The organism is Xanthomonas sp. NCPPB 901, assembly GCF_056725085.1.
This window is the reverse complement of record NZ_CM161511.1, coordinates 2,113,379-2,138,275: the sequence shown is the minus strand read 5'-3', so window position 1 is coordinate 2,138,275 and position 24,897 is coordinate 2,113,379. Positions and strand designations below refer to the sequence as shown.

Annotated in this window: 22 protein-coding genes; 6 read left to right on the top strand and 16 right to left on the bottom strand. The window is 70.4% G+C overall.

Annotated elements, in window-relative coordinates:
* Positions 1 to 168 precede the first annotated feature (168 nt).
* Complete coding sequence (locus tag AC1PME_RS08835) at positions 169 to 1,164, top strand: GGDEF domain-containing protein (protein ID WP_307549984.1); 996 nt, start codon at positions 169 to 171, stop codon at positions 1,162 to 1,164.
* Positions 1,165 to 1,345: 181 nt separating this feature from the next.
* On the opposite strand, the gene AC1PME_RS08830 is transcribed toward AC1PME_RS08835, so the two are convergent.
* From AC1PME_RS08830 to AC1PME_RS08805, 6 genes are all read right to left on the bottom strand, one after another.
* Entirely contained in the window at positions 1,346 to 2,803 is a 1,458-nt protein-coding gene (locus AC1PME_RS08830; protein ID WP_481097893.1) for an efflux transporter outer membrane subunit, read from the bottom strand.
* Positions 2,797 to 3,531 carry an SDR family oxidoreductase gene (locus tag AC1PME_RS08825; RefSeq protein ID WP_254461219.1) on the bottom strand — a complete coding sequence of 245 codons (735 nt, stop codon included), beginning with the start codon at positions 3,529 to 3,531 and terminating at the stop codon, positions 2,797 to 2,799. Before AC1PME_RS08825 ends, AC1PME_RS08830 begins: the two co-directional genes overlap by 7 nt.
* Before the next feature lie 31 nt (positions 3,532 to 3,562).
* Positions 3,563 to 6,733: an efflux RND transporter permease subunit gene (locus tag AC1PME_RS08820; RefSeq protein WP_481097892.1), complete on the bottom strand. Its 3,171-nt coding sequence runs from the start codon at positions 6,731 to 6,733 to the stop codon at positions 3,563 to 3,565.
* A 135-nt stretch (positions 6,734 to 6,868) separates the two neighbouring features.
* Positions 6,869 to 8,059, bottom strand: coding sequence for an efflux RND transporter periplasmic adaptor subunit (locus AC1PME_RS08815; protein WP_481098091.1), 1,191 nt, complete (start codon positions 8,057 to 8,059; stop codon positions 6,869 to 6,871).
* An 11-nt stretch (positions 8,060 to 8,070) separates the two neighbouring features.
* Complete coding sequence (locus AC1PME_RS08810) at positions 8,071 to 8,844, bottom strand: SDR family NAD(P)-dependent oxidoreductase (RefSeq protein ID WP_307549975.1); 774 nt, start codon at positions 8,842 to 8,844, stop codon at positions 8,071 to 8,073.
* Positions 8,841 to 9,065, bottom strand: a complete 225-nt coding sequence (locus tag AC1PME_RS08805; protein WP_481097891.1) for a hypothetical protein — start codon at positions 9,063 to 9,065, stop codon at positions 8,841 to 8,843. Before AC1PME_RS08805 ends, AC1PME_RS08810 begins: the two co-directional genes overlap by 4 nt.
* A 125-nt stretch (positions 9,066 to 9,190) precedes the next feature.
* On the opposite strand from AC1PME_RS08805, the gene AC1PME_RS08800 reads away from it, so the two are divergent.
* The gene (locus AC1PME_RS08800) at positions 9,191 to 10,294 is read left to right on the top strand and encodes a LysR family transcriptional regulator (RefSeq protein WP_481097890.1); all 1,104 of its coding nucleotides are present in this window, start codon (positions 9,191 to 9,193) and stop codon (positions 10,292 to 10,294) included.
* A gap of 96 nt (positions 10,295 to 10,390) precedes the next feature.
* Here AC1PME_RS08800 and AC1PME_RS08795 read toward each other — a convergent pair whose 3' ends face one another.
* The 3 genes from AC1PME_RS08795 to AC1PME_RS08785 form a co-directional block, all read right to left on the bottom strand.
* Positions 10,391 to 11,095: a YiaD family glycine zipper/OmpA-like lipoprotein gene (locus tag AC1PME_RS08795; RefSeq protein ID WP_307549970.1), complete on the bottom strand. Its 705-nt coding sequence runs from the start codon at positions 11,093 to 11,095 to the stop codon at positions 10,391 to 10,393.
* A 95-nt stretch (positions 11,096 to 11,190) separates the two neighbouring features.
* A complete protein-coding gene (locus AC1PME_RS08790; protein ID WP_481097889.1) occupies positions 11,191 to 12,645 on the bottom strand; it encodes a WS/DGAT/MGAT family O-acyltransferase in 1,455 nt (484 codons plus the stop codon).
* A 95-nt stretch (positions 12,646 to 12,740) separates the two neighbouring features.
* Positions 12,741 to 14,162 (bottom strand): cryptochrome/photolyase family protein, encoded by a 1,422-nt coding sequence (locus tag AC1PME_RS08785; protein ID WP_481097888.1) that lies wholly within the window; start codon positions 14,160 to 14,162, stop codon positions 12,741 to 12,743.
* A gap of 499 nt (positions 14,163 to 14,661) precedes the next feature.
* Here AC1PME_RS08785 and AC1PME_RS08780 point away from each other — a divergent pair, with 499 nt between their 5' ends.
* The gene (locus AC1PME_RS08780) at positions 14,662 to 15,171 is read left to right on the top strand and encodes a hypothetical protein (RefSeq protein ID WP_254461210.1); all 510 of its coding nucleotides are present in this window, start codon (positions 14,662 to 14,664) and stop codon (positions 15,169 to 15,171) included.
* An 82-nt stretch (positions 15,172 to 15,253) separates the two neighbouring features.
* On the opposite strand, the gene AC1PME_RS08775 is transcribed toward AC1PME_RS08780, so the two are convergent.
* From AC1PME_RS08775 to AC1PME_RS08750, 6 genes are all read right to left on the bottom strand, one after another.
* The gene (locus tag AC1PME_RS08775) at positions 15,254 to 16,672 is read right to left on the bottom strand and encodes a replicative DNA helicase (RefSeq protein ID WP_254461209.1); all 1,419 of its coding nucleotides are present in this window, start codon (positions 16,670 to 16,672) and stop codon (positions 15,254 to 15,256) included.
* Between the two features lie 247 nt (positions 16,673 to 16,919).
* On the bottom strand, positions 16,920 to 17,474 hold the full coding sequence (locus tag AC1PME_RS08770; RefSeq protein WP_254461208.1) for an NADPH-dependent FMN reductase: 555 nt from the start codon (positions 17,472 to 17,474) through the stop codon (positions 16,920 to 16,922).
* A 52-nt stretch (positions 17,475 to 17,526) separates the two neighbouring features.
* Positions 17,527 to 18,204, bottom strand: coding sequence for a glutathione S-transferase family protein (locus AC1PME_RS08765; RefSeq protein ID WP_307549963.1), 678 nt, complete (start codon positions 18,202 to 18,204; stop codon positions 17,527 to 17,529).
* Positions 18,205 to 18,241: 37 nt separating this feature from the next.
* A complete protein-coding gene (locus AC1PME_RS08760; RefSeq protein WP_254461206.1) occupies positions 18,242 to 18,781 on the bottom strand; it encodes a GNAT family N-acetyltransferase in 540 nt (179 codons plus the stop codon).
* A 48-nt stretch (positions 18,782 to 18,829) separates the two neighbouring features.
* The gene (locus AC1PME_RS08755) at positions 18,830 to 19,993 is read right to left on the bottom strand and encodes an acyl-CoA dehydrogenase family protein (RefSeq protein ID WP_430543953.1); all 1,164 of its coding nucleotides are present in this window, start codon (positions 19,991 to 19,993) and stop codon (positions 18,830 to 18,832) included.
* A 112-nt stretch (positions 19,994 to 20,105) separates the two neighbouring features.
* Positions 20,106 to 20,921 (bottom strand): glycine zipper 2TM domain-containing protein, encoded by an 816-nt coding sequence (locus AC1PME_RS08750; RefSeq protein ID WP_302329813.1) that lies wholly within the window; start codon positions 20,919 to 20,921, stop codon positions 20,106 to 20,108.
* A gap of 173 nt (positions 20,922 to 21,094) precedes the next feature.
* Here AC1PME_RS08750 and AC1PME_RS08745 point away from each other — a divergent pair, with 173 nt between their 5' ends.
* The 3 genes from AC1PME_RS08745 (at position 21,095) to AC1PME_RS08735 (ending at position 24,045) form a co-directional block, all read left to right on the top strand.
* On the top strand, positions 21,095 to 21,331 hold the full coding sequence (locus tag AC1PME_RS08745; RefSeq protein ID WP_254461204.1) for a DUF6116 family protein: 237 nt from the start codon (positions 21,095 to 21,097) through the stop codon (positions 21,329 to 21,331).
* A 6-nt stretch (positions 21,332 to 21,337) separates the two neighbouring features.
* Entirely contained in the window at positions 21,338 to 22,132 is a 795-nt protein-coding gene (locus AC1PME_RS08740; RefSeq protein ID WP_307549955.1) for a TatD family hydrolase, read from the top strand.
* 473 nt (positions 22,133 to 22,605) lie between these two features.
* A complete protein-coding gene (locus AC1PME_RS08735; RefSeq protein WP_307549954.1) occupies positions 22,606 to 24,045 on the top strand; it encodes a putative bifunctional diguanylate cyclase/phosphodiesterase in 1,440 nt (479 codons plus the stop codon).
* Here AC1PME_RS08735 and AC1PME_RS08730 read toward each other — a convergent pair.
* Complete coding sequence (locus AC1PME_RS08730; protein ID WP_481097887.1) at positions 24,042 to 24,854, bottom strand: tRNA threonylcarbamoyladenosine dehydratase; 813 nt, start codon at positions 24,852 to 24,854, stop codon at positions 24,042 to 24,044. The two genes, AC1PME_RS08735 and AC1PME_RS08730, sit on opposite strands and share 4 nt — an antisense overlap.
* Between the last annotated feature and the right edge of the window lie 43 nt (positions 24,855 to 24,897).

The following is a 24,897-nucleotide window of genomic DNA, read 5'->3' as shown; positions in this document are numbered from 1 at the left end:
GCGCGACGTCCTGTTCAGCAGCGGAATGAAAACCACAAAAACAGGTCGGGCACGGAACTTGCCTCTGCGTGCGCAGCATCCTTCCGCCTCTGCTGACGTCACCATGTCCGTCGCCCGCCCCAGCTCGCCCATCCACCTTGCCCATGCACTGATCCGGGGTCCTTCTCCGTGAGCGGCGCGGGATTGACCCTGCGCCGGCACTTCCGACTCGGCATCATCAAGGTCCTGGGTCCGTCCACGGCGGCGGTGCTGCTGCTGTTCGCCGCCTACCAGATGGCGATCGGCGCGCCATTGAACGCGCTGGCCGGTGCCGCGCTGGCCGGATTGGCCGCGCTGGCGACCTGGCTGGCGCTGCACCGCGGCGACGGCCGCATGGATCCGCTGCTGTCGCTGAGCTGGTTGCTGGGCAGCGCCCTGGCCTGCCATGCGCTGCGCCATGCCGCGGTGCCGTGGCTGTACCTGGTGATGATGAGCAACTTCTTCGTGGTGACGCGCCATGTCGCGTTGGCCTGCAACGCCACCCTGATTGCGGTCCTGCTGGTGGTCACGCCGAGCGGACTGGGCGCCGAACACCTCTTCTCGATGCTGGCGGTGTCGTTGCTGATCACCGGGCTGGGCTACATGCTGGCGTTGCGGGTGGAAGGCGATCGCGTGCAACTGGAGCAACTAGCGTCGCACGACCCGCTGACCGGGTTGCCGAACCGCCGCATGCTCGAGCGCAGCCTCTCGCAACGGCTGGCCGACCCGCGCCGCGCCAACCGCCGGCATGGGCTGATCGTGCTCGACATCGATCATTTCAAGGAGGTCAACGACCTCTACGGCCATGCCGAGGGCGATCGGGTGCTGGCCGAGCTGGCGGCGCTGCTGCGCGCGCAGGTCCGCGCGCCGGACGAGGTGTTCCGGTTCGGCGGCGAAGAGTTCGTGGTGGTGGCGCGGCTGCAGTCCACAACCGAACTGTCCGCCTTCGCCAGGCGCCTGCACGACGCCGCACGCGCCGCGCTGCGCGGTCCCAACGGCACGATCACCGTCTCGCTGGGCGCGGCCATGCTCTGCGACGAGGTGCAGTGGCACGACTGGTTCTCGCGCGCCGACGCCGCGCTGTACCAGGCCAAGAACAACGGACGCGACCGCTACGTGATCGCCGAGGACGTCGCGCAGGACTGAGCGGCCGGCACCCGCGGGCAGGAGCGGCTTCCGCCGCGGCGGGCTACACCAGAAACGCCCATCGCGGCGGAAGCCGCTCCTAAAGGCAACCCTGCATCCGGCCCGATGGTGAGACGAGATGGGCCGCCAGGCATCGCGGTGCGTGCAGTCGGCCCGCACCGCGGACTTCGCAGCCTCCCGCTCAGCGCGCCTGCACCGCGGACGCCGCCACCGCGGTGGTCGCCACGTCCCTGCCCGCCTCCGTGCCCGCATCCTGGCCCCAGCCGCCGAGCGCCTTGTACACCCGCACCACGCCGATGTTCACCGCGGCCTCCGCGTCGGCCAGGTCGGCGTTGGCGGTGAGTTGCGTGCGCTGCGCATCGAGCAGGGTCAGGAAATCCTCCGACCCTTCGCGATAGCGGATCTGCGCCAGCGCCTCGGCGCGCTGCGCGGCCTGCGCCTGCTCGGCCACGATCGCCAGCCTGGCCTGTTCGTGGGCATAGGCGGTCAGCGCGTTCTCTGTGTCCTCCAGCGCACCGAGCACGGCCTTCTCGTAGTCGGCGGCGGCGCCGTCGGCCTGCGCCTCGCTGGCGCGCAGGCGCGCGCGCACGCTGCCCAGGTCGAACGCCGCCCACTGGATCGATGGGGTCAGCGACCAGGCCTTGCTGCGGCCGTGCAGCAAGGCGCCGGCGTCGCCGGACAGGAAGCCGACGAACCCGGACAGGCTGATCCGCGGAAACAGATCGGCGGTGGCCACGCCGACGCGCGCGGTCGCCGCCGCCAGCCGGCGTTCGGCGATGCGCACGTCCGGACGCCGGCGCAGCAACTGCGTGGTGTCGCCCAGCGGCAAGGCCCGCGCATAGGCCGGGGTCGGCTGCGGCGCCAGCAGCGCGTCCAGCGTGCCCGGCGGCTTGCCCAGCAGCACCGCCAGCCGGTGCCGCGCCTGCGCGGCGTCGACTTCCAGCAGCGGGATGTCGGCCTCGATCGCCTTCAACCGCGCGCGGCTGCTCTGCACGTCCAGTTCGCTGCCGGCACCCAGCCGCCAGCGGGTCTCGGTGAGGCGCTGGGTGTCGTGCAGGTTGTCCAGTGTGGTGCGCGCCAGCGCGATGCGCTTCTGCGTGCCGCGCAGGGCGAAGTAATTGCGCGCCACCTCCGCGGCGACGGTGACCTGGGCGTCGGCCAGGCCGGCCTGCTCGGCCTCCAGATTCGCGCGCGCGGCTTCGCTGGCGCGGCGCTGGCGCCCGAACAGATCCAGTTCCCAGCCGGCATCGAAGCCCAGCCGATAGCTCTCGGTAAGCACGCGTGCACCGCCGGCGTCGGCATCCGGCGCCTTGCCGCGGCTGTAGTCGCCATCGGCGGTGACGTGCGGCGCCTGGTCCAGGCGCTGCTCGGCGAAGACCGCGCGCGCCTCGTGCACGCGCGCCAGGGCGATGCGCAGGTCCAGGTTGGCGACCAGGCTGTCGTGCACCAGCTGTTCCAGCACCGGATCGTCGAACTGCGCCCACCAGGATGCGACCGGCGAGTCGGTCGCGAACACCGGCGACGCCGCGCCCTGCAGCGTCACCGGCGGCTGCGCCGGCGCGTGGTAGTCGGGGCCGACGCTGGCGCAGGCGCTGAGCAGCGCCAACGCCAGCGCGCCGAGTGCGGGACGGATCACCATGGCAGCACCTGTCCGACATGGGTGTAGCTGCCGGTGGGACCGTCCGCGTCGAGCAGCGCCATCATCACGCTGCTGCGGGCGCCGTCGGCCACGTCCAGCTCGCCCTCGCCCCCATTCATGTCGGTCTTCACGTAGCCGGGGTGGATGGTGTTGACCTTGATCGGGGTGTCGCGCAGCTCGTGGGCCAACTGGATGGTCCAGGCATTCACCGCGCTCTTGGACACGTTGTAGGCCGGCACCTTGAAGTCGTAGATCGGCGAACCGGGCTGGCTGTGCAGCGTGAGCGAGCCGAGCAGGCTGGAGACGTTGACGATGCGCGCGGCCGGCGCTTCGCGCAGCAGCGGCAGGAACGCCTGGGTGACCGCGATCAGGCCGAACAGGTTGGTGTCGAAGGTCTCGCGCCAGGTGTCCAGGCGCTGCTGCGACACGCTCAGGCGCAGGTCGTCGCGCAGGATGCCGGCGTTGTTGACCAGGATGTCCAGCCGCCCGTGGCGCGCGCGCACCGCCTCCACCGCGGCGGCAATGCTGGCGGCGTCGGTGACGTCCAGGGTCAGCGGCTCGACCGGCAGGCCCTCGCCCTGCAGTTCCAGGGCCGCGGCGCTGGCGCGGGTGGCGTCGCGCCCGGCCAGCAGGGTGTGCACGCCGGCTTCGGCCAGCTGCCGCACGGTATGCAGGCCGATGCCGCGGGTGGCGCCGGTGACCAGGGCGATCTTGTGTGCTGCGTTCATTGCGAAATTCCTGAGAAGGATGGGAAAAGGATCAGCCGTGCGCCGGCGCGTCGGCGTGGGCCGGCGCATGCGAGACCAGCGGCCGCCCGGCCAGCTTGCGCAGGGCGACATAGAACACGGGAGTGAGGAACAGGCCGAACAGGGTCACGCCGAGCATGCCGGCGAACACGGTGATGCCGGTGGCCGAGCGCACTTCCGCGCCCGCGCCATGCGAGAACACCAGCGGCACGGTGCCGGCGATGAAGGCGATGGAAGTCATCACGATCGGGCGCAGGCGCAGGCGGCAGGCCTGCAGCGCCGATTCGACGATGCCCTTGCCCTGCAGTTCCAGTTCGCGGGCGAACTCGACGATCAGGATCGCGTTCTTGCACGCCAGGCCCATCAGCACCACCAGGCCGACCTGCACGAACACGTTGTTGTCGCCGCCGCTCAGCCACACCCCGAACAGCGCCGACAGCAGCGTCATCGGCACGATCAGGATCACCGCCAGCGGCAGCGTCCAGCTCTCGTACAGCGCGGCCAGCACCAGGAACGCCAGCAGCACCGCCAGCGGGAACACCACCAGCGCGGCGTTGCCCTGGGTGGCCTGCTGGTAGCTCAGGTCGGTCCATTCGATGTCCATGCCGTTGGGCAGCACCTGCTTGGCGATCTGGGTGATCTTGGCCATCGCCTCGGCCGAGGACAGCGATCGCGCGTCCGCTTCGCCGGCCAGGTCGGCGGCCGGATAGCCGTTGTAGCGCAGCACCGGGTCCGGGCCGTAGGTCTGCTTGATCGTCACCATCGAGCCGATCGGCACCATTTCGCCCTGGGCGTTGCGGGTGCGCAGCCGGGCGATGTCCTCCACGCTCTCGCGGAACGGCGCATCGGCCTGGGCGATCACCTGCCAGGTGCGGCCGAACTGGTTGAAGTCGTTGACGTAGGTCGAGCCCAGGTAGGTCTGCAAGGTGTCGAACAGGTCGGTCAGGGCCACGCCCTGGGCCTTGGCCTTGACCCGGTCGACCTCGGCATCCAGCTGCGGCACGTTGGCCTGGTAGGTGCCGATCGGGAAGCTCATGCCCGGGGTCTGCGCCACCGCGCCCTGCATGGCGCTGACCGCGTTCTGCAACGCGCCGTAGCCGAGGTTGGCGCGGTCCTCGATGAACAGCTGGTAGCCGTTGCCGTTGCCCAGGCCGAGGATCGGCGGCGGCATGAAGGCGAACGACATGCCCTCGCCCAGCTGCGAGATGCGCTGGTTGATCTCGGCATTGATCTCCAGCGCGCTGCGGTGGCGCTGCGCGAACGGCTTCAGCGGCAGGAACACCACGCCAGTGTTGGGCGTGTTGGTGAACTGCAGCGCGTTCAGGCCCGGGAACGAGATCGCATGGGCCACGCCGTCGGTCTGCATGGCGATGGTGGCGACCTTGCGCAGCATCGCGTCGGTGCGCTCGATCGAGGCGCCTTCCGGCAGCTTGACGCCGGCGATCAGGTACATCTTGTCCTGGGTCGGGATGAAGCCGCCCGGCACCGCCTTGAACATCAGCCCGGTGACCAGCAGCAGCGCCACGTACACCGCGAACACCGCGCCGCGGCGGCCGAGGATGCGCGACACCGCGCCCTGGTAGCGGTCGGAACTGCGGTGGAAGAAGCGGTTGAACGGACGGAACAGCCAGCCGCCGAACAGCCGTTCCATGCCGCGCGACAGACGGTCCTTGGGCGCGTCGTGGCCTTGCAGCAGGCGCGCGGCCAGCGCCGGCGACAGGGTCAGCGAGTTGATCGCCGAGATCACCGTGGAGATGGCGATGGTCACCGCGAACTGCTTGTAGAACTGCCCGGTCACCCCGGACAGGAACGCCATCGGCACGAACACCGCGCACAGCACCAGCGCGATCGCGATGATCGGCCCGGACACCTCGCGCATCGCCTGGTGCGCCGCCGCCAGCGGGCTCAGCCCCTCCTCGATGTTGCGCTCCACGTTCTCCACCACCACGATCGCATCGTCGACCACGATGCCGATCGCCAGCACCAGCCCGAACAGGGTCAGCGTGTTGATCGAGAAGCCCAGCAGGTACAGCGCGGCGAAGGTGCCGACCACCGACACCGGCACCGCGATCAGCGGAATGATCGAGGCGCGCCAGGTCTGCAGGAACAGGATCACCACCAGCACCACCAGCAGCACCGCCTCCAGCAGGGTGTGCACCACCGCGCTGATCGAGTCGCGCACGAAGATGGTGGTGTCGTACACCGCCTCGTACTTCACGTCGTCCGGGAACTGCTTGGTCAGCTCGTCCATCTTGGCGATGACCTGGTCGCGGATCTGCAGCGCGTTGGCGCCGGGCGCCTGGAAGATGCCGATGCCGACCGCGTTCTTGCCGTCCAGCTGCGCGCGCAGGGTGTAGTCGCCGGCGCCCAGCTGCAGGCGGGCGACGTCGGACAGGCGCACGGTCTGGCCGTCGGCGCCGACCTTGAGCACGATGTCGCCGAATTCCTGCTCGGTGCGCAGGCGACCCTGGGCGTTGATCAGGGTCAGGAACTTGCTTTCGGGCATCGGCTCGGCGCCGAGCTGGCCGGCGGAGACCTGCACGTTCTGCTCGCGCATCGCCGCGACCACGTCGCTGGCGGTGAGCCCGCGCGCGGCCACCCGCTCCGGGTCCAGCCAGGCGCGCATCGCGTAGTCGCCACCGCCGAACACCTGCGCATCGCCCACGCCCTGGATCCGCGCCAGCGCGTCCTTGACGTGCAGGCGCGCGTAGTTGCGCAGGTACAGGGTGTCGTACTTGCCCTTGGGCGAGGTCAGGTGCACCACCATCAGGAAGGTCGGCGACTGCTTCTGCGTGGTCACGCCCTGCCGGCGCACGTCCTCGGGCAGGCGCGCCTGCGCCTGCGCCACGCGGTTCTGCACCTTGACCGCGGCATCGTCCGGATCGGTGCCCGGGCGGAAGGTCGCGGTCATCTGCAGCACGCCGTCGGAGCCGGCGACCGACTTGATGTACATCATGTTCTCCACGCCGTTGATCGCTTCCTCCAGCGGCGTGGCGACGGTCTCGGCGATGACCTTGGGGTTGGCGCCCGGATACACCGTGCGCACCACCACCGAGGGCGGCACCACGTCCGGGTATTCGCCGATGGGCAGCAGCGGGATGGCGATCAGGCCCGCGGCGAAGATGACGATCGACAGCACGGCGGCGAAGATCGGCCGGTCGATGAAGAATCTGGAAAAGTCCATGGGTGGTGGTCCTGGAAACGGATGGAACGGGAGGCCGGGCACGGACGCAGGCATGCCGGTGGCGGCGCCGGGCCAGCGCTGGCCCGGCGGGCACGGCCGGCGGTGGCCGGCCGGTGCTGCGTCGACGCCCGCGACTCAGTCGAGGGCGACGGCCTGGCGCGGTGCGGCTGGGGACGTGGTCTGCGCGATCGGCTTGGCCTGCACCGGCATGCCGGGCATGAACACCTTCTGCACGCCGTCGACGATGACCTTGTCGCCGGCGGACAGCCCGCTCTGCACGATGCGCAGGCCTTCGGCGCTGCGGCCGAGCTGCACGTCGCGCCGCTGCGCCTTGCCGTCCTTGTCGACCACGTAGACGTACTTGCGGTCCTGGTCGGTGAGCACCGCGCGGTCGTCGATCAGCACCGCGTCGAAGCGGCCGCTGCCGAGCAGCCGCACCCGCGCGAACAGGCCGGGAGTGAAGCGGCGATCAGCGTTGTCCAGCAGCGCGCGCACGTGGATGGTGCCGGTGCTGCGCACCAGTTGGTTGTCGAGGAAATCGACCTTGCCGGCATGCGGATAGCCGTCCTCGCCGACCAGGCCGACCTGCACCGGCAGGCCGCCATCGCGGTCGCTCGGGCGCTGGCCGTCGCGCGCCATCTGCGCATAGCGCAGGAAGGTGCCTTCGTCGGCATCGAAGTACACGTGCACCTTGTCCAGCGACACCAGCGTGGTCAGCACGCTGGCGCTGTCGCCGGCGCTGACCAGGTTGCCGGCGGTGACCATCGCGCGACCGGCGCGGCCGTCGATCGGCGCGCGCACCTGGGTCCATTCCAGGTTCAGGCGCGCGGTGTCCACCGCCGCCTGCGCGGCCAGCACGTCGGCCTGCGCCTGCTCGGCGGCGGCACGCCGCTGCTCCCAGCTCTCGGTGGAGATGGCCTGCTGCTCGGACAGGGTCTTGGCCCGCGCGGCCTCGCTGGCGCTGAGCTTGGCCTGGGTGCGCGCGCGCGCCAGCTCGGCCTCGGCACGCGCCAGTTCGGCGCGGTAGCTGCGCGCATCGATGGTGAACATCACCTGGCCTTTCTTCACTTCCTGGCCTTCGACGTAGGCGACCTTGTCGATGTAGCCGGACACGCGCGGGCGCAGGTCGACGTGCTCGACCGCCTCGACACGGCCGCTGAACTCGTCCCACTGGCTGATCTGCTTCTGCAGCGCGGGCGCCACGCCCACGCTCGGTGGCGGCGGCGCACCCTGTTCGTTGGCGTGGCTGCCGCAGGCGGCGAGCGTGGCGACCAGCAGCGCCACCGCCAGCGGGCGCAGGGCGCTCGGCAGCAGGCGCGACGGCATCGGAATCGGATTCATGGAGAGACCTCGTGGGGGGAGAAGGAAAACGGCAACGCGGTCAGCAGGGCGTTGCGCGGCTGGGCGAAGTGGCGGCGGTCGATCTCGACCAGGGCGCGGTCCGGCCGCGCCGGATCGGCGAGCAGGTGGACCACGGCGCGGCCGACGCCGAGGGTGGTGAACCACTCCGGGCAATCGTCGATGGCGGCGTCGCTGCGGCACACCGGCTCGGACAGCGACAGCAGATGCACGTGCACGCCCAGCGGCTTGGCTTCTTCGTGCAGCACCTGGGCGAGCATGCGGATCGCCGCCGCCGCCACCGAGCTGTCGCCATGGCCGGACCAGGCGCGCAGCGCGCACGGGCTGCCCAGCAGCACGTAGCGGCCGCCGCGCGGATGTTCGGCCAGCAGCGGCAGCAGGTGCCGGGCCGCGGCCAGGTGCGGCAGCAGGTCCGCATCCAGGCGCTTGCGCAGCGCGCTCAGCGGCCGCTCCAGCAGGCGCCCCGGCCGCAGCGGACTGCCCAGGCACACCACCACCGCCGCCAGCGGCCGCGGCCGCTGCGCGACCTCGGCCGCCAATGCCGCAGCGGCCGCGTCGGTGCCGACCGAACCGCACAGCACGTCCAGGCCGGGTTCGTCGCGGTGGCGCTCGCGCAAGGCGGCCAGGCGAGCGCGGTCGCGCGCCACCGCCAGCACCGGGCTGCCGGCCTCCAGCAGCGCCTGCACCACGCCCTGCCCGACCGTGCCGCTGCCGCCGAGGACCAGGACCTCGGGGGCCAACGTCCCGCTCACGGGACTTTTCCTCCCACCGACGGGACAATCGCGATGCGACCCAGCCGATCGCTGCCCGACGCGCTCAGGCGCAGGCTGCCGCCGCCCTGCCGCCGCGGCGGCGGCGTGAACTCGCGAAACGCTTTCGGGTAAAGGGATTGCGCCGCCGCGACCGGCGCGGAACGGCGCCGCGGCTGGCGATCGGGGCAGGCGAAAAACTGGATCAGGTGGCGCATCGACATGGCAAAGACCGTCGGGGATGGCGAATGCGAACAAATTAGGCGCCAAAGCCGCACTTGATTAGTCCGAATTAAGGGGAATAATCGTCCCGCTATCGGTCCAATCGTCTCTCCCTCAAGGAACCGCCATGAGCCACGATCTGAACGACACCCTGATCTTCGTCAAGGTGGTCGAGCAAGGCAGCTTCATCGCCGCGGCCAATGCCCTCCGCCTGCCCAAGACCACCGTCAGCCGCAAGGTGCAGGACCTGGAGGCGCGGCTGGGCGCGCGCCTGCTGCACCGGACCACGCGCCGGCTCGGGCTGACCGAGGCCGGCGCGGTCTACCACGAGCATTGCCAGCGCATCGCCCGCGAACTGGAGGAGGCCGAGAGCGCGGTCGGCCAGCTGCAGGCCGGCCCGCGCGGCTGGCTGCGCTTCAGCGTGCCCTACTCGGCCGGCATCTCCTGGGTCGCGCCGATCCTGGGCGAATTCCACCGCCAGCACCCGGAAGTGCGGCTGGAAATGATCATGACCAGCGACAAGGTCGACCCGATCGCCGAAGGCGTGGATGTGGCCCTGCACATGGGCACGCTGCCGGATTCGACCATGGTCGCGCGCAAGCTCGCCACCTTCCGCACCCAGGTCTTCGCCAGCCCCTACTACATCGAGCGCCACGGCGAACCGCTGCATCCGGACGACCTGCAGCACCACCGCACGCTGGCGCTGAGCAACGGCCGCAACGGCGGCAACCGGTTGTGCTGGCCGCTGCGCAACGGCAAGCAGAGCGGCGAGTTCCTGGTCCAGCCGATCCTGCTGGCCAACGATTCGGCGGCGCTGATCGGCGGCCTGGTCTGCGGCGAAGGCCTGGTGCTGGCCAGCGACGCGACGATCAAGCCGCTGATCGAGGCCGGCAAGGCGCGGCGCGTGCTCGGCGGCTGGGTCGGGCCGGACCTGGACTTCAACGCGGTGTTCCCGGGCGGGCGCATGCTCTCGCCGAAGGTGCGCGCCTTCGTCGACTTCCTGGTCGACAAGCTCAACTTCGACGTCAGCTACATGATGGCGCAGTGTCCGGCCAAGCTGGCCACGCAGCAGGCCGAGGATGGCGCCGAGTTCACTCTGTGCAGCGGCGTGGCGATGAACACGCAGTCGCTGGGCAGCGTGCCGCGCATCGCCGCCGCGCCCGTCCCCGCGCCTGCGGACGCGGCGCTGGAGACCGAAGCCGAGGACGAGGAGGACGCGGCGCTGGTCTGAACCGCGCCGCGCACGCCGCCGCGCAGCGCATCGGCACGGCGGAAACGCGAACGGGCCGCAGTGCGGCCCGTTCGTTGTCGCTATCGCCGCAACCGATCAGCCGGCGGAGGCGCGCAGCGGCACCAGGCGGATCTCCACGCGGCGGTTCTGCGCGCGGCCGGCCTCGGTGCTGTTGTCGGCGATCGGATACTTCTTGCCCGCGCCCAGGGTCTGGATGCGCTCGGGCTGCACGCCCTGCGCGGTCAGGTACGCGGCCACCGAGGAGGCGCGCTGTTCGGACAGGCGCTGGTTGACCGCATCGCTGCCGATGTTGTCGGTGTGCCCGACCACTTCGATCATGGTCTGGTTGTATTCCTTCAGGGTGCTGGCCACGCCGTTGAGCGCCGAATAGAACTGCGGCTTGAGCGTCGACTGGTTGAAGTCGAAAGTGATGCCATCGGGCAGGTTGAGGGTGATGTTGTCGCCGTCGCGGCGCACATCGATGCCGGTGTTGGCGGTGCGCTCGCGCAGTGCGCGCTCCTGCCGATCCTGGTAGTTGCCGATCGCCGCGCCGCTGAGCGCACCGATGCCGGCGCCGATCATCGCGTGCTGGCGGCGCTCGGTGGCGCTGCTGCCGCTGAGCAGGCCGGCGGCCACGCCGATCGCGGTGCCGATCAGCGCGCCGCGGCCGGTGCGGTTCTGCTGCTCGGTGGGGTTGCCGTATTGGTCGCGCTGCACGTAGGAGCCGCCGGTGGCGCAGGCGGACAGCACCAGCGCACTGGCCAGGGCCACGGATATTCCGCGAAGGGCGGTCGTTTTCATGGTGTTCTCTCCCGAACCTGGATTGACGTGGCCGCAGCATAAACAGCGCCACGCGAGGCGCGGATGAACGCCGCCAGGCGCGCGATGCGTCCGGTTCAGGAAGACGGCAGCAGGCCCTCGGCCTCGGCCGCGCGCAGCGGCTGCTCCCAGTCGCTCATCAGCGCCAGGTACAGCAGCTTCTCGAATTCGGCGCCGACCCGCCGCATCACCGCGTCCGGGTCGGGAATCAGCCGCGCATCGCCGATCAGGCCGAAGTGCACGCGGTGGTTGTAGCTCATGATCGACACGCCGACGCCGATCGAACCGGTCTGCGGCACCCAGAACATCATCTCGCGCACGCGGCTGCCGGCCAGGTACAGCGGCTGCTGCGGCCCCGGCACGTTGGTCGCCACGGTGGTGGCCTTGCGGCTGAACAGGTCCAGCGCCGCCGACTGCAGCGCCGCCGGCGCCATGCCCACCGCGGCCAGCAGGCCGAACACCACCATCGCCTGGCGCGACTGCTTGAGCTGCCGCATCGACTCGGCCACGCGCTGCAGGCGCCGCACCGGATTGGCCTCGCCCACCGGCAGCTCCAGGAACACCAGGCCGAAGTGGTTGCCGAGCTTGCGCGCGTGCTCCAGTGGCCGCAGGTTGACCGGCACGGTGGCGCGCAGGGTCACCCCGTCCAGGCGCTCACCGCGCTCGAGCATGTAGTCGCGCAAGGCGCCGGCCATGGTCGCCATCAGCACATCGTTGACCGTGCAGTCGCAGGCGCGGCCGACCGCCTTGACCTCGTCCAGGTCCAGCGGCTCGGCCCAGGCCACGCGCTTGCTGACGCCGAGGCGGCCGCGCAGCAGCGTCGGCGGATCGTCGGCCAGCAGCAAGGCATTGACCAGTTCGCGGCCGATCAGCCCGCCTTCGCGCGCCAGCATCGTCGGCAGGTTCGGGTCCTGCGCCATCGCCCGGCCCTTGTCGAGCATGCGCCCGCCGAGCTTGAGGTAGCGGTCCACCGCGCCGACCCGGCGCACCACCTCCTTGCCGTCGTCCTTCAGCCAGGCCTGGCCGAGCTGCGCCGACGGTTCCGGCGTGCGCTGGGTATCGGTCAGCGACAGCAGCACCTGCACCAGCGCGATGCCGTCGGCGTAGCTGTGGTGGATCCGCGCCACCAGCGCCGAGCCGCCTTCGTAGCGTTCGATCAGGTGGAACTGCCACAGCGGCTTGGTCTTGTCCAAGGGCGTGGACGCCATCTGCCCGGCGAAGCGCTCCAGCGCCTTCTTCTGCCCGCGCCCGGGCAAGGCCGACAGGCGCACGTGCCAGTCCAGGTCGAAATCGTCGTCGCGCTGCCAGTACGCGCCGGTGGCGGTCTCCACCGGCTTCTGCAGGAACCGCGGAAAGGCCAGGAAGCGTTTGCGCACCAGGTGCTTGAGCGCCGGCAAGGTCAGCGGCTCATCGAACATCAGCACGCCGGTGATCATCATCGGATTGGTCGGCCGGTCCATCCGCAACCAGGCGGTGTCCACGCGCGACATCGGTTCGCGCGGCGGCTTGCGGCGAGCTGAGCTGGTGGCCATGCGGGCTCCTGTCCGAGCCCGGAGTGAATCATGGCCCCGCGAAGGGCGTCAATCGCGCCGGCGTCCATGCTGCGCTGCGCAATACGGCACGACGCTCAGCCGGCGGCGGTCTCGCGGTAGGCGGCCAGCGCCGCATCGCGGCCGGCGGCCAGGTCCACGATCGGCTGCCGCGGATAGTGCGGCGCGGCGCGGGCCAGCCGCTGCGGCGCCTGCCACGGGGCGAAGCGCTCGGCCACCGGCAGCGCCGCCAGTTCCGGCACCCAACGCGCGATGTACGCGCCCTGCGGATCGAACTTCTGCGCCTGGGTCACCGGGTTGAACACGCGGAAATACGGCGCGGCATCGGCGCCGGTACCGGCCACCCACTGCCAGCCCAGCGTGTTGTTGGCCAAGTCGGCATCGACCAGGGTGTCCCAGAACCAGCGCGCACCCTCGGACCAATGCATGCGCAGGTGCTTGCACAGGTAGCTGGCGACGATCATGCGCACGCGGTTGTGCATCCAGCCGGTGTGCCACAGCTCGCGCAGGCCGGCATCGACGATCGGCACGCCGGTGCGGCCGCGCTGCCAGGCGTGCAGTCGCGCCGCATCGGGCTTAGCCCAGCGAAAGCGCTCGAAGCGCGGATTGAGATTGCGCTCGGGCGTGTCCGGGAAATGGTGCAGCAGGTGATGGGCGAAATCGCGCCAGCCGAGCTGGCTGATGTAGCCGTCGATCGCCGCGGCGGTGGCGGCGCGGCGCTGCTGTTCCAGCGTCGCGACGATGCGCCACGGCGCGATCTCGCCGAAGTGCAGATGCGGCGACAGCCGCGAGGTGCCGACCTGGTCCGGGCGGTCGCGACCGGCGAGGTAGTCGCGCAACGCGCCATCGACGAATACCTCCAGCGCCTCGTGCGCCCCCGCCTCGCCCGGCTGCCACGCCTCCCAGAAACCGCGGTCCCAGTCCAGCGCCGGGGCCAGGCCGAGCCGCTCCAGCGGCAGGCTTTGCAGGTCCGCGGGCGGCGGCGGCAGGGTCTTCGGCGCAGGCTGCAGCGCCGGCACCTGCCAGTGGCTCAGCGCGCTGCGCCAGAACGGGGTGAAGACCTTGTACGGGCCACCCTGCTGGGTCGCCAGTTGCCAGGGTTCGAACAGCAGCGCGCTGTTGTGGCTGTGCACCTCCAGGCCCTGCTCGCGCAGGTCGCGTTTGAGCCGCGCATCGCGCGGCTGCGTGGCCGGCTCGTAGCGGCGGTTCCAGTACACCGCCTGCGCGCCGCAGTCCTCGATCACTTGGCGCAAGGCGGTCTCGGCCGGGCCCTGGCGCAGGACCAGGCGCGAGCCGCGTTCGCGCAGCTGCGCATCCAGCGCCGCCAGCGAGCGCTGCAGCCAGCTGCGCGAGGCCGCGCCCGCGGCCCACGCGCCCTCGTCCTCCGGGCTGTGCAGGTACACCGGCACCGGCGTATGCCCGGCGTCCAGGGCGGCCTGCAGGGCGGGTTGATCGTGCAGGCGCAGGTCGCGCCGGAACCAGACGATGGCGTAGCTCATGCGCGAACGGGACGCAGCGAAGGACGCGCCATGATACGGATCGGGTGCAGCGGCCAAGTGAGCATGCGGCGACGTGTACCGCACGCGCTTGGCGATGCCGGTTGGTGTGCGGCGGGTACCGCCCTGGCCCGATTTCGTAGACATCGCCGCGCGCCGCGCACGTGCGCCTCGCCGCCCCTGCTATAACGCCGGGGCGGGCGCCGTCATGTCGAAGCGGCGCCGCGACCGCTGCTGTTGGATGACGTTCCGGGGAAGGACGTCATCCGTGCTTTCGCTGCACCGCGCACGACACGGCCACCGCCGTCTCGCGCGCACGGGGACATCCGCCATCGCCGCTGCGACCTCACCGCCACCACGGCCGGCGGCGCGGCTGCGTGCGCCCCGAACCGCCCGCGTACGGACCTGCACCGGCAGGGCCGCGACGCGCTGCGGGCAGTGCACGGCGCAGCGCGCTCATGCCCATCGCCGACATCCGCAAGACCTTCAGGAGAGCAAGACCATGGATAAGCGCATCGCAAAAGCCCTCGTCACCCTGGCACTGAGCCTCGCCGCCCCGCTGGCGATGGCCTGCACCACCGAACCGGGCGAATTCCAGAACGAAGTCAGCGCCGATAACGGCATCGAATGTGGCGGCGGCGGTGGCGGCGGCAGCACGCCGGTCTACACGCTGCAGGGCGTGATCCAGAACCAGGGCTACGAGTCCGACAACCGCCCCGCCGGCGGCAAGCGTCTGAAGATCCGCGCCTACTCGCGCTTCGCCAACGCCAACAACGATCGGGTCGACGCCCGCTACATCAACGTGCGCTGCAACGCCTACGACCAGGTCGGCAACGGCTACACCACCGACTACGACGAGGAAGGCAACGGCGCGCTGGTCGACGTGCACTTCACGTCCAACTTCGTCTATGGGATCTACCGCAAGATCACCGTGGTGTGCACCCACCACGCCGAGTACGGCGCCAACACCTACGACGCCACCAGCAACGCCGAGATCGAGATTCCCTACTGATCGTCGCGCCATGCGGACGGTGCCCGGAACACTCCGGGCGCCACACGTGTCACCGCCGTTGCCCGCGGATGCGGGCGGCGGCTTACTCGAACGCGCCCACCGAATCGTGCGCGAGGTTGTCGAAGCGGGTGTATTCGCCGAAGAACTTGAGCTTGCACGAGCCGGTCGGGCCGCCGCGGTGCTTGCCGATGATGATCTCGGCCAGGCCCTTGTCCGGCGAATTTTCCTTGTTGTAGTAGTCGTCGCGGTAGATGAACACGATCATGTCCGCGTCCTGCTCGATCGCGCCGGATTCGCGCAGGTCGGCCATCACCGGACGCTTGTCGGTGCGCGTTTCCAGCGAGCGGTTGAGCTGCGACAGCGCGATCACCGGCACTCCCAGTTCCTTGGCCAGGCCCTTGAGCGAGCGCGAGATCTCCGAGATCTCGGTGGCGCGGTTCTCGCTGTTGCCGGGCACCGACATCAGCTGCAGGTAGTCGATCACGATCAGGCCCAGGTCGTGTTCGCGCTTGAGCCGGCGCGCCTTGGAGCGCAGCACTTCCGGCGACACGCCCGGCGTGTCGTCGATGAAGATCTTGGTCTCCTTGAGCATCTTGATCGCGCCGGTGACCCGCGCCCAGTCCTCGTCCTCGAGCTGGCCGGTACGCAAGCGCTGCGCGTTGATGCGGCCGTTGGAGGAGATCAGGCGCATCGCCAGCTGCGAGGCGGACATTTCCATCGAGAACACCGCCACCGCCTTCTTCGACTTGATCGCCGCGTACTCGGCGATGTTCAGCGCGAAGGTGGTCTTGCCCATCGCCGGACGCGCGGCAAGGATGATCAGGTCGGTCGGTTGCAGGCCGGCGGTCATCGCGTCGAAATCGTTGTAGCCGGTCGGCAGGCCGGTGATGTTGCCGCCGTTCTCGAAACGGTTGCGCAGCTCCTCGAACGCGTCCTTCAACGCGCCGGGCATCGCCACGAAGTCGCTGCGCCCGCGCGCGCCGGCCTCGGCGATCTGGAACACGGCCTTTTCCGCCGATGCCAGCAGTTCCGCGCTCTCGCGGCCTTCGGGCTGGAAGCCGTCGTTGACGATGGTGGTGCCGACCTCGATCAACTGCCGCAGCACCGCCTTGTCGCGGACGATCTCGGCGTAGGCGGCGATGTTGGCGGCCGAAGGCGTGGTGCTGGCCAGCTCGATCAGGTAGGCGCCGTCGCCGACCATCTCCAGCTTGCCCTGCGATTCGAACCACTCGCCCAGGGTCACCGCGTCGAACGGGCGCCCCTTCTCGGCCAGCTCGCGGATCGCGCGGTAGATCAACTGGTGATCGCGCCGGTAGAAGTCCTTGTCGGTGAGCTGGTCGTTGACCCGGTCGTAGGCCTCCGGCGCCAGCATCAGGCCGCCGAGCACGGCCTGTTCGGCCTCGATCGAGTGCGGCGGCACCCGCAGTTGGTCGAGACGCGGCTCGCTGCGTTCGTTGCGCTCGCTTTTGCGATCGCCACGGTAGCCGGGACGGGCGGACATAGGCTGGGTCTTCTCTGTGGGGCGCGGGGCGCCGGGCGCGGCCTCACCGCGGCCCGGGTGCCGATTTTAGTCGCCGCGCTCGGCCGGGGCTAGGGCGCGGCGCCTGCACGGGCCGCGGTGCGCAGCGCGGCGGCTCGCCCGCGCTGGGGACAAGTCTGGGGACAAGCGGTTGAAAACCTCGCCCATGCCCTGCCGCACAAGGCCCCCGGCCCGATCCGCGCGCCACCGACGGCGCGCGTGGCGCGGCTCAGGCCTGCAATTCGTCGACCCAGGCAATGAACTTGTCGACGAAGCCGGCGAGGAACTTGCGCGTGCGCTCGTCGTCGATGGCGCCGTCCTCGGCGATCAGGCCTTCCTTGAACTGCAGAAAGATCTCCGGCTGCCCGAGCACCGGCATGTCCAGGTAGGCCAGCACGTTGCGCAGGTGCTGCTGGGCCAGGGCGCTGCCGATGGCGCCCGGCGAGGTCCCGCAGACCGCCGCCGGCTTGCCGGCGAAGGCGCTCTCGCCGTACGGCCGCGAGCCCAGGTCGATGGCGTTTTTGAGCACGCCGGGGATGGAGCGGTTGTATTCCGGGGTGACGAACAACACCGCATCGGCGCTGCTGACCTGGGTCTTCAGGCGCCGGCCCTGCTCCGGGTAGTCGTGGTCGTGATCCTGGTTGTACAGCGGCAGGTCGCCGATCTCGATGTACTCGAAGCGCGCACGCTCGCCGGCGAGTCGCTCCAGCGCGCGTGCCAGGCGCCGGTTGAACGACTCCTTGCGCAGGCTGCCGACGAAAACGGCAATGCGGTACTGGCTCATGGCGTTGCTCCTAACCGAATGGACCTGCAGGCTAGCTGCCGGTGCGCGGCCATCAGGTGAACGCCGCTGGCGGCGCGGCCAGCGCCAGCCGCGCGCGCACCTGCTCCGGCAGCGGCGGCAGCGCCACGAAACCCGGCGTCGCGCGCACCCGCTGCAACCAGTCGCACAGCGCCGGATAGCGCGCCAGCGCGATGCCGGCATCGCCGGCGCAGTGGGTGTAGGCGAACAACGCGATATCGGCGATGCCGTAGGCCGGGCCGGTGAACCAGGCCTGCGCCTGCAGGTGCTGCTCCATCACCGCCAGCGCCCTCATCGCCCCCTCGCGCAGGCGCGGCAGTTCGGCGCGGCGCGGCGAGTCGGCCGGCGTCCAGCCGCAGACGAAGCGCGCCACCGCCACGTAGGGTTCGTGGCTGTATTGCTCGAAGAACAGCCAGCTCAGCGCCTGCGCGCGCTGCCAGGGATCGGCGGGCAGATAGCCGGTGCCCTCGGCCAGCCAGCACAGGATGGCGTTGGATTCGGCCAGCACGCGCCCGTCCTCGCGTTCCAGCAGCGGCACCTTGCCGTTGGGGTTCTTGGCCAGGAACGCCGGGGTGCGGGTCTGGCCGTTGGCGCTGTCGATCTCCACCCAGCGGTAGGCGCAGCCGAGCTGATCCAGCAACAGCCGCACCTTGTAGCAATTGCCGGACAGCGCCATGCCGTACACGGTCAACGGGAAACGTTCGGATGTCACGCATCGCTCCTGTGTGGAATTCTGTCCCCGCCGCGGCTCAACGCCGCGCCTGCCAGTGCGCCCGCGACTGGCCCCAGACCTCGATCGGCTCCTGCGCCAGCGGCTCCGGCAATTGCCCCGGGCGCAGATACCGCGAACCGAGCTTGCCCGCCACCGCCTTGGAGTTGGCGTTGTCCGGGGCGATGACGTGGATCACCTCGCTCCAGCCCAGGTGCGCGAATGCCCAGTCGATCGACGCCGCGGCCGCCTCCGGCGCATAGCCGTGGCCCCAGTACGCGCGCGCGATGCCCCAGCCGACCTCGGTGCCCGGCCAGCCGTGCGGCTGCCAGGGACCGACCCGGCCGATCCACTGCCCGCTGCGCTTCTCGATCACCGAGAACATCGCAAAGCCCTGCAACTGCCAGCTGCCGACCATCGCCGCCAGGCCGCGCCAGGCCACCGACGGCACCTGCACGCCGCCGAGGTGGTGCATGGTCTGCGCATCGGCGGCGAAGGCGCAAAACGCCGCAAAATCCTCGGCACAGGGCGGGCGCAACAGCAGCCGCTCGGTCTCCACGCGCACATCGAAAACACTCATCGTCGGTCCTCCTGCAGAACGCGCCCGGATCCGCGCGCGGGCCATGGGTCAAAACGCATTGATGCCGGTCAGCTCGCGCCCGACCACCAACTGGTGCACGGTCTCGGTGCCTTCGTAGGTGATCACCGATTCCAGGTTCAGGGCATGGCGGATCGCGCCGTAGTCGGTGGTGATGCCGGCGCCGCCGAGCAGGTCGCGGCACTCGCGGGCGATGTCCAGCGCCATGCGCACGTTGTTCCACTTGGCCAGCGACACCTGCGCCGGCTGCAGCGTGCCGGCGTCCTTGAGCCGGCCCAGTTGCAGCGCCAGCAACTGCGCGGTGGCGATGCGCCGCGCCATGTCGGCCAGCTTGATCTGTGCGCTCTGCGTCGCCGCCAGCGGCCGCCCGAACAGCAGGCGCTCGCAGGCGTAGGCCAGCGCCTCGCGCAGGCAGGCGATGGCCGCGCCGATCGCGCCCCAGCTGATGCCGTAGCGGGCCTGGGTCAGGCAGCCCAGCGGGCCCTTGAGTCCGCGCACGCCCGGCAGGCGCTGGCTGTCGGGCAGACGCACGTCGTCGAAGAACAGCGCCGAGGTCACCGAGGCGCGCAGGCTCATCTTGTGCGCGATGTCCTGGGTGCCGAAGCCCGGGGTGCCCGCCTCGACCAGGAAGCCCTGCACGCCGTCCTCGGTCTGCGCCCACACGATCGCCACGTCGGCGATGCTGCCGTTGGTGATCCACATCTTGTTGCCGCGCAGGCGCCAGCCGTCGCCGTCGCGCACCGCACGGGTCTGCATCGCCGCGGGGTCGGAGCCGCCCTGGGACTCGGTCAGGCCGAAGCAGCCGATCGCCGTGCCGGCGGCCATCGCCGGCAGCCAGCGCTGGCGTTGCGCATCGCTGCCGTAGGCGTGGATCGGATACATGCACAGCGAGGACTGCACGCTGACGAAGCTGCGCAGGCCGCTGTCGCCGCGCTCCAGCTCCTGGCAGATCAGGCCGTAGCAGACCGCGTTGAGGCCGCCGCCGCCCTGCCCCGCGGGCAGGCTGGCGCCGAGCAGCCCCAGTTGCGCCAGTTCCGGCACCAGCTCGCGCGGGAACCGCGCCTGGTCGAAGGCATCGCCGATCACCGGCAGCACCTTGGCGTCGACGAAGCGCGCCACCGCCTGCTGGATCGCGCGTTCTTCCTCGCTCAGCAGCGCGGCTACGTTGAACAGGTCGTCGCAAGGCAGGGGCATGGCGGTGTCCACGGCGAAAGCCGCATTGTATCGGCCCTGCCCGCGCCGCCACCCGCAAATAGACGAAGGCCGGCGCAAGCGCCGGCCTTCGGGGAGACACACCGGTGGCGGATCAGCGCTGGCTGACGGCGCTGTCGCCGGCCGAGGCGGTCTGGGTGACCAGGCGGCCGTCCAGCACCGGCAGGCGGTCGCTGTTCGGGCGGTCGTCCATGCGCACGGTCTTTTCCTGGCCGTCGTAGCGGTAGGTCACGTCGTAGCCCTTGACCACGTCCTGCGTGCCCATGGCGATGCGGCTGCCCGGCTTGCTGTCCATGCGCATGGTGCCGGTGGTGCCGTCGTCGTTGCGGTAGGTCACGTTGTAGCCGGTGATGGTCGAGGACTGCGCGGTGCTGTTCTCGGTGTGGCACTGGCGCTCGGTGCGGTCGACCACGCGGCCGCCGACGTGGTTCTGGTCGATGCGGTTGCCGATGAAGCCGCCGGCCACCGCGCCGGCCGCGGTGGCGGCCTTGCGGCCGTTGCCGTGGCCGACCTGGTTGCCGAGCAGGCCGCCGACCAGCGCACCGACCACGGTGCCGCCGACGTTGCCGTCGCGCTCGGGCAGGCGCTCCTGCACCACCACGTCGTTGCACACCTGGCGCGGGGTGGTGGTGGTGGAGGTCTCGCGCAGCGGCTCGGTGCCGATCACCTGGGCGTAGCGCTGCTGCTTCTGGGTGATCGGATCGACCCGCACCACGTCGGCGTACTCGAGCTTGCCGCCGACGCTGTTGTCCATCGCGCTGTCGCCGCGCGTATTGTCCAGAGCCGGGCGCACGTCGCTGCTGGCGACGTCCACCGGCTTGTCGCGATTGTTCATGAAGGCTGCGGTGGCGACGCCGCCGACCAGCAAGGCGCCAGCCGCGACCAGAACGGTTGTCGTAGTGCTTTTCATGTGTGCTCTCCTGCGGGCTGACCGCGTTGTCTACGGTGCTGTGATTACCACGCCGAAGCTGAACCGATCCGCTCCCTATTCAGTAACGCGGCGGATACGCGGCTGGTAACGTCCCCGGAACGTCGCCATATCGCGGCTGTTAGCGTTTCCACCGCTGCCCCGGAGAACCTGCCATGCCCAACCCGATCGTGTATCCGCTGCTGCGCTGGGCGGGCAAACTGCGCTACCCGACGCTGTTCAAGATCACCGCCGGCCTGTTCGTGCTGAGCGTGCTGCTGCCCGATCCGGTGCCCTTCATCGACGAGATCGTGTTCGGCCTGGGCACGCTGCTGCTGGCCAACTGGAAGACCCGCACGCCGGCGCAGGCCACCGAGCCGCTGACCTCGACCGCGCAGCGCGTGCGCCGCTGATCGCCGATGCAGTTGATCGACAGTCACTGCCACCTGGACGCGGAGGAGTTCGACCCCGACCGCACCGCAGTGATCGCGCGCGCGCAGGCGGCCGGCGTGCAGGCGCAGGTGGTGCCGGCGGTGACCGCGGCGTCCTGGCCCAAGCTGCGCGCGGTCTGTGCGGCCGCACCCGGCCTGTATCCGGCATACGGCCTGCATCCGCTGTTCCTGGCCGAGCACCGGCCCGCGCACCTGCAGACCTTGGAGGAATGGATCGAACGCGAGCGGCCGTGCGCGATCGGCGAGTGCGGCCTGGACTTCTTCGTCGAAGGCCTGGACGCGGCCGAGCAGCAGCGCTACTTCGTCGGACAGCTGCAGTTGGCGCGCCACTTCGACCTGCCGGTGATCGTGCACGCCCGGCGCGCGGTGGACGCGGTGATCCTGGCGATCCGCCAGGTCGGGCGCGTGCGCGGCGTGGTGCACAGTTTCGCCGGCAGCGCCGAACAGGCCGCACAATTGCGCTCGCTGGATTTCCTGGTCGGCCTGGGCGGGCCGGTCACCTATGCGCGGGCGCAGCGCCTGCGCCGGCTGGCCGCCGCGCTGCCGTTGCAGCAGCTGCTGCTGGAGACCGATGCCCCGGACCAGCCGGATGCGGCGATCCGCGGCCAGCGCAACGAACCGGCGCGGCTGCGCACGGTGCTGGACACGATCGCCACGCTGCGCGACGCATCCCCCGCGTCCATCGCGGCGCAGACCACGGCCAACGCGCGACGCCTGTTCGGCCTGCCCGAGCCACGCGCCGACGCCGCCGATCCGGCCTGAGGCAGGATCGCGTTCGCAGACAGGCGGCGCCGCGCGCCGATGCCGCAGCGATGCGCCAGCGCACCGCCGCCACGCAAGGCACCGAGCGCCTCACGGCGGGCGCGGACCGCAGCAACACGCCCGACCGCCGCTTGCCGCGCACCTTTCGCACGAAACTGTGAACTGGGCTACCGGATCGGCCTCTTTTGGCAGGGTTTCGGCGTGCTCGCTTCTGCTACTGTGCACCGCGCTGAAACGGCGAGCGGAGTGTTTGTCCGCCAGGCACCGGAGTGTGAACCCGTTCGCTCTCAGCGAAGGCTCGGCGGCCGGCTCGATGGCACGCGTTCTGGCAGATCGGATCATCCTGGCGTGAAACAATCGGCAAGCCGTTCCCCCTACCCGCTTCTCCACAGCGCGCGGTGCGCGCGTGCGATCTCCTCGACCGCCGCCTTTCCCGCGCGGACGGCGACCGCGCGCATGCGGGCGCCGTGGCGATGAAGAGTGGCGCCGGGTCGGAAAAATACGCCTCCAACGGCGAAAGCTGGGTCACGCTGAAGTTCCGCGACGGCAATCGCAGCCGCAAGATGCGCAGCACCCTGACCCTGGCCGGGGTGTCGTGCACCACGCTCGGCGTCCTGTGGACCATGTGCTACCTGTACTACGGCCGGCCGGAACTGGCCTTCGCCTTCGTCGGACTGACCGCGGTCGGCCTGCTCGCACTCGGCCGACGCCATCAGTGCGACGAGGCCTCGCTGTCGCTGGTCGCGCACGGCATCTTCGTGGTGGTGCTGGTGATCTCGATCATCGACGCACCGATCGGCACGGTGCCGCGCTCGGTACACACCTATTTCCTGACGCTGGCGGCCGGCGCGCTGTTCGTGTTCGAGCGCAGCCGCAGCTACCGCGCGCTGGTGTTTCCCATGGCGTGCCTGGCCGCCTTCGTCGCCTTCGGCTCGGGCGAACTGGACTGGCTGGCGCCGCATGCGTCGCCACCGTTGCGGATGCGCCAGCTCGGCGCGGTGTCCAACCTGGCCTGCGCGGCCGGACTGCTGGCGGCGATCCTGCACATCTACCGCAACGACGTGAACGCGCGCATCTCGCTGGAACGGGAACTGGCGCGGGCGGTCGGCAACGGCGAGATCGAGGTGCTGTACCAGCCGCAGGTCAACGCAAGCGGCAGCATGCTCGGGGCCGAGGCGCTGGTGCGCTGGCGGCATCCCAGCGGCAAGCTGCTGACCCCGGACAAGTTCATCCCGCTGGCCGAAGAAAGCCAGTTGATCCGCGAAGTGGGCCTGGAAGTGCTGCGCCAAGTCTGCAGCACCCTGCGGCGCTGGTCGCACGACCCGGACCTGCGTGCGCTGGTGGTGGCGGTGAACGTCAGCCCGGTGCAGTTGCTCGACCCCAACTTCGTGGCCGCAGTGAAGCAGGTGATCACCGGCGAGGGCGTGGCGCCGGCGTCGCTGGAATTCGAGCTGACCGAATCGGCGCTGTACGTGGACACCGCCGCGGTGCGCGCCAAGATGCACGAACTCAAGGCGTTCGGCATCGGCTGGGCGCTGGACGACTTCGGCACCGGCTTCTCGTCGCTGGCGATGCTCCGGACGCTGCCGGTCACCAAGCTCAAGATCGACCGGCAGTTCGTCAACGACGCCAAGGCCGACGAGTCCTCGCGGCGCCTGCTGGCGAAGATCGTGGAGATCTCCGAGGTGATGGGCATGGTCGCGCTCGCCGAAGGCATCGAGGACGCGCAGCAGTGCGAGATGCTCTCGGCGATGGGTTGCCGGCACTTCCAGGGCTTCCTGTTCGGCCGGCCGCAGCCGGCGCACGACCTGGAACGGCTGGCCGTGCTGCAGGCCGCCACCGAGCGCAACCTGTCGACCGGCGCGGCGCCCGGCGCACCGGAGCCGCCCGACCCCGGCCCCGACACGCGCTAGGCGGCCGCGGCCGCGCGCGCCGCGGCGCGCTTCAACAGCATCTCCAGCGCCTTGCCGACCGCGGCGAAGGCGAACGCCCCGGTAATGTGCGTGGCCGCGCCCAATCCGGCGCCGCAGTCCAGGTTCAGCGCCGCATCCGGCCCCAGCGCCGGCCGCAAGCCGCAGACGCTGCCGTCGGCCTGCGGGTAGCGCACGTTCTCCAGCGAGTACACCGCCGGCACGCCGAAATAGCGCTGCGGGTTCTTGGGAAAATTGAATTCGCTGCGCAGCTTCTTGCGGATCAGCGCCAGCATCGCGTCGTGCTCGGTGCGCGACACGTCGCGGATCCGCACCAGGGTCGGGTCGGTGCGTCCGCCGGCCGAACCCACGGTCAGCAGTGGCAGCTTGCGCCGCCGGCACCAGGCGATGGTCTCGACCTTGACCCGGAAGCTGTCGCAGGCGTCGATCACCAGGTCGAACCCGGCATCGAGCAGTTCGGCGATGTTGGCCGGGGTGAGGAAGGCCTCGACCGCCACCGCCTCGATCTGCGGATTGATCGCCACGCAGCGCTCGGCCATGGCCACGGCCTTGTTGCGCCCGTACTGCCCGGCCAGCGCCGGCAACTGCCGGTTGGTATTGGAGACGCAGATGTCGTCGGCGTCGATCAGGGTCACATGCCCGACCGCCGAGCGCGCCAGCGCCTCCACCACCCACGAGCCGACCCCGCCCATGCCGACCACCGCCACCCGGCAGTGCGCCAGCCGCTCGATCGTGCCTTGCCCATAGAGCCGGTCGATGCCGGCGAAGCGCTCGCGCCATTGTTCGTTCATGCGCCCATTTTAGGGGATCGTGGGGTGGAGCCGGGATTCGGGA

Bases quoted from the DNA above. Each gene is read 5' to 3' on its own strand.
- AC1PME_RS08755 (WP_430543953.1), bottom strand. From the start codon at position 19,993: ATGCCCCTGCCTTGCGACGACCTGTTCAACGTAGCCGCGCTGCTGAGC.
- AC1PME_RS08820 (WP_481097892.1), bottom strand. From the start codon at position 6,733: ATGGACTTTTCCAGATTCTTCATCGACCGGCCGATCTTCGCCGCCGTG.
- AC1PME_RS08825 (WP_254461219.1), bottom strand. From the start codon at position 3,531: ATGAACGCAGCACACAAGATCGCCCTGGTCACCGGCGCCACCCGCGGC.
- AC1PME_RS08745 (WP_254461204.1), top strand. From the start codon at position 21,095: ATGCCCAACCCGATCGTGTATCCGCTGCTGCGCTGGGCGGGCAAACTG.
- AC1PME_RS08830 (WP_481097893.1), bottom strand. From the start codon at position 2,803: ATGGTGATCCGTCCCGCACTCGGCGCGCTGGCGTTGGCGCTGCTCAGC.
- AC1PME_RS08775 (WP_254461209.1), bottom strand. From the start codon at position 16,672: ATGTCCGCCCGTCCCGGCTACCGTGGCGATCGCAAAAGCGAGCGCAAC.
- AC1PME_RS08785 (WP_481097888.1), bottom strand. From the start codon at position 14,162: ATGAGCTACGCCATCGTCTGGTTCCGGCGCGACCTGCGCCTGCACGAT.
- AC1PME_RS08750 (WP_302329813.1), bottom strand. From the start codon at position 20,921: ATGAAAAGCACTACGACAACCGTTCTGGTCGCGGCTGGCGCCTTGCTG.
- AC1PME_RS08805 (WP_481097891.1), bottom strand. From the start codon at position 9,065: ATGTCGATGCGCCACCTGATCCAGTTTTTCGCCTGCCCCGATCGCCAG.
- AC1PME_RS08795 (WP_307549970.1), bottom strand. From the start codon at position 11,095: ATGAAAACGACCGCCCTTCGCGGAATATCCGTGGCCCTGGCCAGTGCG.
- AC1PME_RS08740 (WP_307549955.1), top strand. From the start codon at position 21,338: ATGCAGTTGATCGACAGTCACTGCCACCTGGACGCGGAGGAGTTCGAC.
- AC1PME_RS08730 (WP_481097887.1), bottom strand. From the start codon at position 24,854: ATGAACGAACAATGGCGCGAGCGCTTCGCCGGCATCGACCGGCTCTAT.
- AC1PME_RS08800 (WP_481097890.1), top strand. From the start codon at position 9,191: ATGAGCCACGATCTGAACGACACCCTGATCTTCGTCAAGGTGGTCGAG.
- AC1PME_RS08760 (WP_254461206.1), bottom strand. From the start codon at position 18,781: ATGAGTGTTTTCGATGTGCGCGTGGAGACCGAGCGGCTGCTGTTGCGC.
- AC1PME_RS08780 (WP_254461210.1), top strand. From the start codon at position 14,662: ATGGATAAGCGCATCGCAAAAGCCCTCGTCACCCTGGCACTGAGCCTC.
- AC1PME_RS08790 (WP_481097889.1), bottom strand. From the start codon at position 12,645: ATGGCCACCAGCTCAGCTCGCCGCAAGCCGCCGCGCGAACCGATGTCG.
- AC1PME_RS08735 (WP_307549954.1), top strand. From the start codon at position 22,606: ATGAAGAGTGGCGCCGGGTCGGAAAAATACGCCTCCAACGGCGAAAGC.
- AC1PME_RS08815 (WP_481098091.1), bottom strand. From the start codon at position 8,059: ATGCCGTCGCGCCTGCTGCCGAGCGCCCTGCGCCCGCTGGCGGTGGCG.
- AC1PME_RS08770 (WP_254461208.1), bottom strand. From the start codon at position 17,474: ATGAGCCAGTACCGCATTGCCGTTTTCGTCGGCAGCCTGCGCAAGGAG.